We start from the raw sequence: 7,101 nt of genomic DNA, 5'->3' as shown, positions 1-7,101 counted from the left end.
TATCCTTTTGAAATTGACGTTTCTTGTTCAGTTTTCAAAGACCGTGCGCCCTCTTGCGAGTGCTTGTATATAATACCACTTACTCCCTCTCCTGTCAACGCTTTTTTTTACTTTTTTTTCTCTTTTTCTCCCCTCCTCCCTCTCCCCTTTTTTGTTTGCCGTTTCATGCATGGCAGTCATTATCCTTGGGCTTATTCTTATCTATATTTATATCTTATATATTTTATATTATTTATTATATTATTATTAAAAAAAGCAGTTAACACTGCTTTCTACTCCTCATCCTCTTTTCTCACATAACCACAGACATCATAATTGGCACAGCTCGGATTACAAGCCTTTCTTGCTGCTTTTCTTACCTCGCTCGGAATAAACGATGTAATTTCATCATCATCATAACCTACGACCAAATTCGTTTCATTTAATATAATCGGTCTTTTCATAATGCTTGGATTCTCACGAATGAACTGAACAAGCTCATTCAATCCCATATCATCCAAATTTACATCCATTTCCTGAAATACTTTTGAACGTGTTGAAATAATATCTTCTGTACCATTTTCGGTTCTTGACAAAAGATATTTGATTTCATCCTCTTTCAGTAATGTAGTGAATATGTTTTTCTCAACAAACTTTAAATCATTATCTTTGAGCCATTGTTTTGCCTTCCTGCAGGAAGCACAGCCCGGAGATGTATATAAAATAATCAAGCACATCCCTCCTTTCTTTTAATTATATATGATAATAAAATAATTTCAATTGTTTTTTCACACTTGTTTTTTTAAAAGAAAGAGTGTATCATAATGACAAAGCTATGAAGAAACGAAGTAAGTGCTTTGGGTCATACAGAGATATTCCGGCTGGTGAAAGGAATACAAAAAAGTATCTGAAATTGGGGTTTTGGAGCATTTGCCGGCATAAGTCGGCAGACGGTAGATCCGTTATCGCAAGAGTGGCTCTTATGAGCAAATTGGGTGGTACCGCGTATTTTTACGTCCCTGTAAGGGGCGTTTTTTATTTAGGAGGGTGTGATTATGAAAAGAATGTTGAGTGGCATCAAGCCAACCGGTAAATTGACGCTGGGAAACTATATTGGCGCAATCCGTGAATTCATCAAATATCAGGATGAATATGAAATGTTTATCTTTATCGCAAATCTGCATGCGATAACCGTGCCATGTGATCCAAAAGAATTAAAGAAAAATACCAAGGATCTGATTGCCCTATATTTAGCTTGTGGTCTTGATCCAAAAAAAGTTACCTTATTTCTCCAAAGCGATGTTCATGAACACGCAGAGCTTGGCTGGATGCTGACCTGCCATTCTTATATGGGAGAATTGCAGCGAATGACCCAATATAAGGACAAGGTCGCTAAGGGAGAACAAAATCTTACTGCCGGTTTATTTACGTATCCATGTCTGATGGCAGCAGATATCTTGCTTTATGATGCTGACTATGTACCCGTAGGCATCGACCAGAAGCAGCATGTTGAACTGACTCGGGATATTGCCATCCGTTTCAATAACCGCTATGGTGAAACCTTCGTCGTTCCGGAGCCATTGGTGACAAAGGTAGGAGCCAAAATTTATTCATTAACTGAACCGACAAAGAAAATGAGCAAATCTGAAAATGATGACAAAAGTACGATTTATCTCTTAGATGATCCTAAGCTCGCAAAAAAGAAAATCATGTCAGCAGTCACAGATTCACTCGGCATCATTCAATATGATCCTGAAAATCAACCGGGTCTTGCCAATCTGCTTACGATTCAGGCAGCTTTGAGCGGTGAAGCGATCGAATCAATCGTAGAACGTTATCAAGGTAAAGGATATGGCGAATTAAAAAAAGAAATCGGTGCTACGGTTGAAAGTTTCTTAAGCGACCTGCAGGAAAAATATCGTGATATTTTAGCGAGCGGTATTTGTGAAAGTGTACTCGCCGACGGCAAACAGCAGGCACAGGCTGTCGCCTTCAAAAAAGTAAGAAAAGTTAAAAAGAAATTAGGCTTTCAGATCTTCAGCTAATCAATCACCTCCCTTACGATAAAAGGGAGGTTTTTTTTGTTTCTGAACATTCTTTTATATGCAAGAAAGCAGCTTTTCCATGATCAAAAAGTATCATACTTATCATCGACAATCTAAATAAATCACTTGCCGGTTTATCGACACCTTTTTGTCATACATAAAAACCCTCCCTACCGGTTATCCGGTAAAGAGGGTATATCTTTTCTTATTCTACGCTAATAATAAATGAATACACCGGTTGTCCGCCGTCTATGACTTCTACTTCCACATCCGGATAATGCTCCTCAAGATAAGCTTCGATCTCACTGCATTCTTCTTCGCTGACATCTTCACCTGTAAACAATGTTACCAGCTCACTGTCTTCATCGATCATATGAGAAAGCAGATAACGGGTACTTGCTGTTTTATCAGGAAGCGATACGATGATATCCTTTTCTTTGATACCCATATATTCATTTTCCTTGATTTCAAGTCCCTCATAAGTCGTATCCTTGATTGCGAAGGTTACCTGACCTGTCTTTACATGCTCAACAGCTGCCATCATATTTTCACGATTCGTCTGGGCATCTACTTCCGGATTGAAATTGATCAATGCCGCATACCCCTGTGGTATTGATTTGGTTGGCAGTACGATCACTTCGACCTGATCCGCATCACAGATGCTTTCAGCCTGCTGCGCTGCCAGTACGATATTCGAGTTATTCGGTAAAACAAAGATATGACGTGCATTACATGAATTGATAGCTTCTACAAAATCTTCCGTAGAAGGATTCATCGTCTGACCACCGCTGATCACGACATCGGCTCTGAGTTCTTTAAAGACATTGCTTAATCCTTCACCGGCCGCAACAGTAATGATGGCATATTCTTTTTCCGGATGATCCTTAAACTCTTCCTGTGCATTCACCATGATATTTTCATGCTGGACAGACATATTTTCAATCTTCAGCTTTAAAAATTCACCATAGCGCTGTCCGAGATTCAAAGCATCTCCCGGTGTCAATGTATGGACATGCACCTTGACGATATCATCATCCTGAACAACCACCAATGAATTACCGATTCGTGACAAGGATTCTTTCAATGCATCTTCCTTGAAAGTCTTCATGCCCTGATCGCTTAACTGAATGATAAACTCAGTACAATAGCCGAATTCTTCACTTTCCACAGCACTCTGCGCACCTTCAACAGCAGCGGCTTCACTTTTTTCCAAAAATTCGCCCCGCAAGGCCATCGCAAAGCCCTGAAGCACTAAAAGAAGACCTGCACCGCCGCTATCGACAACACCTACTTCTTTCAATACCGGTAAAAGTTCCGGGGTCCTTTTCAAAGATTCATCCGCCTCTTTCACCAGATATTCCAATACTTCCAGAGGTGTTACATCTTCCTTGCCTGTCGCAAAAGCCAAAGTATAGTCGGCCGACTCACGAATCACCGTTAAGATCGTTCCCTCTACCGGACGCATGACCGCTTTATAAGCCACACGGGAACCATTGACGAAAGCCTCTGCCAGTTCTAATCCGCTAATATCTTTCTTTCCGTCAAAACTCTGGTAAACACCTCTGAAGATCTGTGACAGGATCACCCCTGAATTTCCTCTGGCACCCATCAAAAGTCCCTTGGAAAGTCTTTTCGCGATCTCATCTACACGATCCGATCCACAAGCCAAGGCATCCTTGACACCTGCTGAGAATGTCATAGACATATTCGTTCCCGTATCACCATCAGGTACAGGGAATACGTTCAAAGCATCAATATCCGTATAGTGATTGCCTAAATGGATGGCGCCATTTTCAATCATTCTTTTAAATGTTAACGCATCTATCTTTTCCATAATCCACCTATTTCATCATCTTAACGCCTTGAACATAAATATTGATATTGCCGAATTCAAGTTCAAGCGATTTCTCTAAAACATATTTTACTTTCTTCTGTACTTCATGAACGACTTCACTGATCTTAACGCCATGACTTACAATAATATATAGATCCAGATCAAGATGTCCTTCATTTTCATGAACGATAACTCCTCTTGAATAATTTTCTTTTTTCAAAATCTCAGCTAATCCATCCTGAAATACTTTCTGGCTTGCCATACCGACTACGCCATAACATTCAGTAACGACTCCACCTGCCAGTGATGCAATCGCTTCTATCGAAATATTGATATTTCCATACTGCGTACTCTTTGAAATAGACATACAAATTCCTCCATTTTATATCATTATAAACCATTTATCATGTAAAGGCAAAGTTTACTCATTATTTTGTGGATTTTCTTCACCTGAAGAATTTACACAATCCGTATTTTGCTTAATGATATTTCCACTATATTCATCCATGAAAAGACAGACATGTGTCCCTTCCAGCTGCGGCAAGATCTTTTTATAACTATTTAATAAATGAATGCCATTATAGCTGGTCGTGATCCGATTGCCATCATTCATGACGATCCGCACCATATTCGCATTATAGCTTTCCGAATGCGGTAAGATCTCACTCACCATAGCTAAGACCTCCGTATCCACATCCTCAAAGGCATCATCGAGCAATTGCAGCTGATCATCTGTAAACGCACCGATCCGCGGCACATTTTGAAGCTCAATGTCATGGATCGTCTGAATTCCGACACCCTGTATCAGAACCTGTGAAGGATCGCTGCTTAAATAACCGATCACCTTTTCCTCTTCGATAGTAATCGTAAAGCCTCCTTGAAGATCCTTGCTTAAGGAAGCGGATCTGATTAAAGGATCCTGCTTTAGAAGATGGTTGACCCAAAAACGTATGGTCAGCAGATAAGAAGAGTTATAATCCAAATGAGCCTTTTCTAAGATCTGTTCATCTGAATAATAGGTATTGTTCAACACGGTGAGCGATTTGACCTTTGACATATCACTGAGAAGATAGAAAACCAAAAGACACAAGGCACATAAAAGAAAAACGAGCCGTATCAGTTTTCGTTTTCTTTTTTTTCGGCGTTTTCTTTCTGCTTGCCGAAGTAGTTTTTCCTCAATGCTTAAGATCTTCTCTTCCAATTAAAACACTCCACTTCTGCTTTCAGAAAAACATTAAATTTCTCATAGACAGATTTTTGAATCAGCTCTATCAGATCATAGATATCCTGTGCTTTTGCTTCCTTCTCATTCACGATAAAGTTAGCATGCTTCTCACTTACCTTTGCACCATTGATGCTCTTTCCCCGCAATCCGCTCTCTTCGATATACTTCCAGGCAGGCATCTCTTCCGGATTTTTAAATACGCTTCCGGCACTCGGCTTGTCTAAAGGCTGTGAAGCCATTCGTCGTTCACGACGACTATCCATCAGCTCTTTGATCTCAAGCGGATCCTTTGGCGTCAGATGGAATCGTACAGCTAAGATGACCCAGTCAGGATGTTTTTTAAAGATACTGCTGCGATAAGAAAATTCACATTCCTCAACGCTCATCCACACACAGTTACCTTCCTTAAGCACCCAGACCGCTTCAACGACATCCTTCATCGCACTCTTATAAGCACCGGCATTCATAAAGCAGGCACCGCCTACCGTTCCCGGAATCCCGCTGGCAAATTCAAGACCGCTAAGTCCTCTTTTCATTGCTTCATGCGAAAGATAGATGATGCTCTGCCCCGCATAAGCGCTGACCTTATTCTTTTCAAAAACGACTTCATTAAAATATCTGTCCAGACAAATGACCATGCCTTCATAATCATCATCACTGACTAATAAATTACTTCCTTTGCCAATGATCTTCGTTTCGATCTGATTTTCTTTCGCATCTTTCAAAAGACGCATCAAAGCAATCTCATTTTTCGGATATACAAAGTAACGGGCCTTTCCTCCTACTTTATATGTCGTATGCAGAGCCAACGGCTCATTTTCTAAAACATCACAATATTCATTTAAATGGCTGATCCATTCATTCATTCTTTTCACCCTACCAATTCTTCTATCCAATCCAGCATGTCATCACTGGCATTTGGAAATCCTGCCGCTTTCGCATTCTTCTTCATTTCATTTTTCAGACGTTCATTTTTTAATATACGCGACACTTTTTCAAACAACGTATTTGCATTTAAATCTTTTTCTTCGATCATAAAGGCACATTTCTTTTCAACAAGGACGCTGGCATTATAAAACTGATGATTGTTTGCAACATACGGCGATGGAATCAGGATGCTCGGAATACCAAAAGCCGTAATTTCAGCTGCCGTCGTGGCACCTGCCCGGCAAATGATGCAATCCACTTTTTCAAGGATCGCCAATTGATCGACATATTCCACCACTTTGATATTATCGCATGCAATCGCTTTGCTGACGGTTTCATAGTTTCCCCGGCCACACACAAAAAGAATCTGATTTTTCGGATCAATTTCCGGCAAAGCCTGTATCATCGCTTCATTCACGCTTGTAGAACCTAATGAGCCCATCACAACCAAAAGCAGCGGTTTAGAGGGATCTAAACCTAATGAGTTATAATATTCCTGATTAAAAGGATGCTTTTTCACGATACTGGCTCTTGGATTTCCTAAAAGCCTTGTCTTGCTTCGGTCACATTCATCAAAACATTTCTCGTAACAGATAACGATTGCATCTGCAAATTTCATACACAGCTTATTTGCCTTGCCAACGATGGAATTTTGCTCATGCAGCATCGTCTTCACCTTCCTGCTATGAGCAGCCATCATGACTGGCGCACTGACATATCCGCCAAAACCAATCGCAATATCCGGCCTGAAATCTTTTACGATTTTTAAAGCCTTCACATAGGAAGTGCTCATCTGCCCCAGTGCCTTCAGCTTATTTAAAATACTGCCGCTCAGCCCGCTCGCTTCCAATCCGATAAAACGATAGCCATGCTGGGGAATCTCCTTCGATTCCATTCGATTCTTATTTCCTACAAAAAGTATTTCACAGTCTGCATACCGATTCTTAGCAGCATCTGCCAAAGCCAGTGCCGGATAGATATGTCCGCCTGTACCTCCTGTCGCAATCAAAATCCTCATGAAATACACCTCTTGTGTATTATAGCACGTGTTATCACATTTTTGAATGAGAAATTCCTGAAATCAATCCCTG

Annotated in this window: 8 protein-coding genes and 1 other annotated feature; of the genes, 1 reads left to right on the top strand and 7 read right to left on the bottom strand. The window is 40.4% G+C overall.

Annotation, left to right across the window (positions count from 1 at the left end):
- Positions 1 to 27: 27 nt before the first annotated feature.
- Both Q0K35_RS02595 and spx read right to left on the bottom strand, forming a co-directional pair.
- Positions 28 to 171: a hypothetical protein gene (locus tag Q0K35_RS02595; RefSeq protein WP_294561115.1), complete on the bottom strand. Its 144-nt coding sequence runs from the start codon at positions 169 to 171 to the stop codon at positions 28 to 30.
- A 101-nt stretch (positions 172 to 272) separates the two neighbouring features.
- Positions 273 to 710: a transcriptional regulator Spx gene (gene spx, locus Q0K35_RS02590; RefSeq protein ID WP_294561114.1), complete on the bottom strand. Its 438-nt coding sequence runs from the start codon at positions 708 to 710 to the stop codon at positions 273 to 275.
- 95 nt (positions 711 to 805) lie between these two features.
- Positions 806 to 1,003, top strand: a binding site (T-box leader).
- Positions 1,004 to 1,034: 31 nt separating this feature from the next.
- Here spx and trpS point away from each other — a divergent pair.
- Positions 1,035 to 2,024, top strand: coding sequence for a tryptophan--tRNA ligase (gene trpS, locus Q0K35_RS02585; RefSeq protein WP_294561113.1), 990 nt, complete (start codon positions 1,035 to 1,037; stop codon positions 2,022 to 2,024).
- Between the two features lie 205 nt (positions 2,025 to 2,229).
- Here the strand turns inward: trpS and Q0K35_RS02580 are convergent, their stop codons facing one another.
- From Q0K35_RS02580 to murG, 5 genes are read right to left on the bottom strand one after another with little or no spacing between them, the layout of a single operon-like run.
- Entirely contained in the window at positions 2,230 to 3,858 is a 1,629-nt protein-coding gene (locus tag Q0K35_RS02580; RefSeq protein ID WP_294561112.1) for a DAK2 domain-containing protein, read from the bottom strand.
- A gap of 7 nt (positions 3,859 to 3,865) precedes the next feature.
- On the bottom strand, positions 3,866 to 4,225 hold the full coding sequence (locus Q0K35_RS02575; protein WP_294561111.1) for an Asp23/Gls24 family envelope stress response protein: 360 nt from the start codon (positions 4,223 to 4,225) through the stop codon (positions 3,866 to 3,868).
- A 54-nt stretch (positions 4,226 to 4,279) separates the two neighbouring features.
- Complete coding sequence (locus tag Q0K35_RS02570; RefSeq protein WP_294561110.1) at positions 4,280 to 5,059, bottom strand: FtsQ-type POTRA domain-containing protein; 780 nt, start codon at positions 5,057 to 5,059, stop codon at positions 4,280 to 4,282.
- Positions 5,041 to 5,949, bottom strand: a complete 909-nt coding sequence (murB, locus tag Q0K35_RS02565) for a UDP-N-acetylmuramate dehydrogenase (protein ID WP_294561109.1) — start codon at positions 5,947 to 5,949, stop codon at positions 5,041 to 5,043. The genes Q0K35_RS02570 and murB overlap by 19 nt, the downstream gene beginning before the upstream one ends.
- Before the next feature lie 5 nt (positions 5,950 to 5,954).
- The gene (murG, locus tag Q0K35_RS02560; protein ID WP_294561108.1) at positions 5,955 to 7,028 is read right to left on the bottom strand and encodes an undecaprenyldiphospho-muramoylpentapeptide beta-N-acetylglucosaminyltransferase; all 1,074 of its coding nucleotides are present in this window, start codon (positions 7,026 to 7,028) and stop codon (positions 5,955 to 5,957) included.
- Positions 7,029 to 7,101 lie beyond the last annotated feature (73 nt).

The sequence above is a fragment of the uncultured Traorella sp. genome, from assembly GCF_944327115.1.
GTDB lineage: Bacteria > Bacillota_I > Bacilli_A > Erysipelotrichales > Erysipelotrichaceae > Traorella.
This window is presented reverse-complemented; position numbering and strand designations above follow the sequence as displayed.

Excerpts from the sequence above, each read along its gene's own strand:
- Q0K35_RS02580 (WP_294561112.1), bottom strand. The coding sequence starts at position 3,858 with ATGGAAAAGATAGATGCGTTAACATTTAAAAGAATGATTGAAAATGGC.
- Q0K35_RS02575 (WP_294561111.1), bottom strand. The coding sequence starts at position 4,225 with ATGTCTATTTCAAAGAGTACGCAGTATGGAAATATCAATATTTCGATA.
- trpS (WP_294561113.1), top strand. The coding sequence starts at position 1,035 with ATGAAAAGAATGTTGAGTGGCATCAAGCCAACCGGTAAATTGACGCTG.
- murG (WP_294561108.1), bottom strand. The coding sequence starts at position 7,028 with ATGAGGATTTTGATTGCGACAGGAGGTACAGGCGGACATATCTATCCG.
- murB (WP_294561109.1), bottom strand. The coding sequence starts at position 5,949 with ATGAATGAATGGATCAGCCATTTAAATGAATATTGTGATGTTTTAGAA.
- Q0K35_RS02595 (WP_294561115.1), bottom strand. The coding sequence starts at position 171 with ATGCATGAAACGGCAAACAAAAAAGGGGAGAGGGAGGAGGGGAGAAAA.